This window comes from Treponema sp. JC4 (assembly GCF_000260795.1).
Lineage (GTDB): Bacteria > Spirochaetota > Spirochaetia > Treponematales > Treponemataceae > Treponema_D.
Genome location: NZ_AJGU01000103.1, coordinates 1 through 1,334, shown reverse-complemented (window position 1 = coordinate 1,334; position 1,334 = coordinate 1). Strand labels below are relative to the sequence as shown.

At 40.7% G+C, this 1,334-nt stretch carries 2 protein-coding genes; both read right to left on the bottom strand.

Annotated features, from left to right (window positions below):
• Nucleotides 1-984: flavodoxin-dependent (E)-4-hydroxy-3-methylbut-2-enyl-diphosphate synthase (gene ispG, locus MSI_RS13440; RefSeq protein ID WP_039925124.1), on the bottom strand; the 984-nt coding region annotated here is incomplete at its 3' end.
• Nucleotides 981-1,298 (bottom strand): hypothetical protein, encoded by a 318-nt coding sequence (locus MSI_RS13435; RefSeq protein WP_009108291.1) that lies wholly within the window; start codon nucleotides 1,296-1,298, stop codon nucleotides 981-983. The genes ispG and MSI_RS13435, both read right to left, overlap by 4 nt.
• Nucleotides 1,299-1,334: the final 36 nt, after the last annotated feature.

Below are 1,334 nucleotides of genomic sequence, written 5' to 3'. Positions count from 1 at the left end.
TGCAATTCCAATGTCAGCGTGTTTGCCTTCTCCTGGACCATTTACAATACAGCCCATAACGGCAACGGTAATANCTTTTTTCATTGCAAGAAGGCGGGTCTGCCAGCGGTCTACAAAGGCATGAACATCAAATCCTAAACGTCCGCAGCGGGGACAGCTTACAAGGGTTACACCGCCCTTTCTTTTCCCGCATTCCTTAAGGATATTAAGACCTGCAATTACTTCGTTTTCTGGAGATGAAGAAAGGCTTACGCGGATGGTGTCACCTATGCCTTCGTTCAAGAGTGTTGAAAAGGCAATGCTGGATTTTACTACGCCGCCGATTAATGGGCCTGCTTCTGTTACTCCCAGGTGGAGAGGATTATTGTATTTCTGGGCATAAAAGCGGTTACATTCAATTGTTTCTGTAACATCGCTGGACTTCATGCTTACAACATACTGATTAAAATTAAGCTGATCAAAAATTTCTGCTTCTCGGACGGCAGTTTCGCACAAACCTTTCGCACGGGAAATCTCACCTTTTGCAATTTTTTCCTGCAAGTCCTTTGGAAGACTTCCTGAATTAATTCCGATTCGGATTGCTACTCCGTTATCGCGGCAGCCTTCTACAACACGTTTTGTATTTTCTATAGAACCGATGTTTCCCGGGTTAATGCGGATTGCTGCAGTATTTCCCTTAAGACATTCAAGGGCAAGCCGATGGTCAAAATGAATATCTGCAACAAGTGGCATTGATGTGCGTTCTGCAATCATGGAAATTGCCTTAGCACTTTCCATATCTGGAACTGCAAAACGAACAATGTCGCAGCCAAGCATAGCAAGTTCATTGAGTTCTTTTAGCGTTCGGTCAAGTTTTTCATTATTCTGTGGAATATCAGTAATGCTTTCTTTCCACATTGTCTGAAGTGTTACAGGATTATTTCCGCCGATTGTAAGCGGACGGGTCATTCCCTTACAGCCAAGTTTTACTTCTTTTGTAATCATTCGCCGTCTTCCTCAAGATTTTCTTCTTCATCGTCATCAGAATTATCTTCAATAGCAAGCTTTGAAGTAAGTTCTGCTATCTGATTTTTTATGCCACGGATAATTTTTGTTTCGTAAATAATTAATCCAAGCGGAATAACTGTAATTACTGCGAAAATAACCATAAGAAGTTTTGACGGATCTCCCGCCATGAATTTATCCCAGTCAAAAAGAAAAATACAAAAAAGGAAGGCAGAAAGTGTTCGGCTTCCATCAAGTTTCTTTTTTTTGCTGCTAAGCTGATTAATTTTTTCCTGAATTTCGTCGTTTGTCATGGGTTAAATATAACATTTTTACAAATTAGGGAAAAG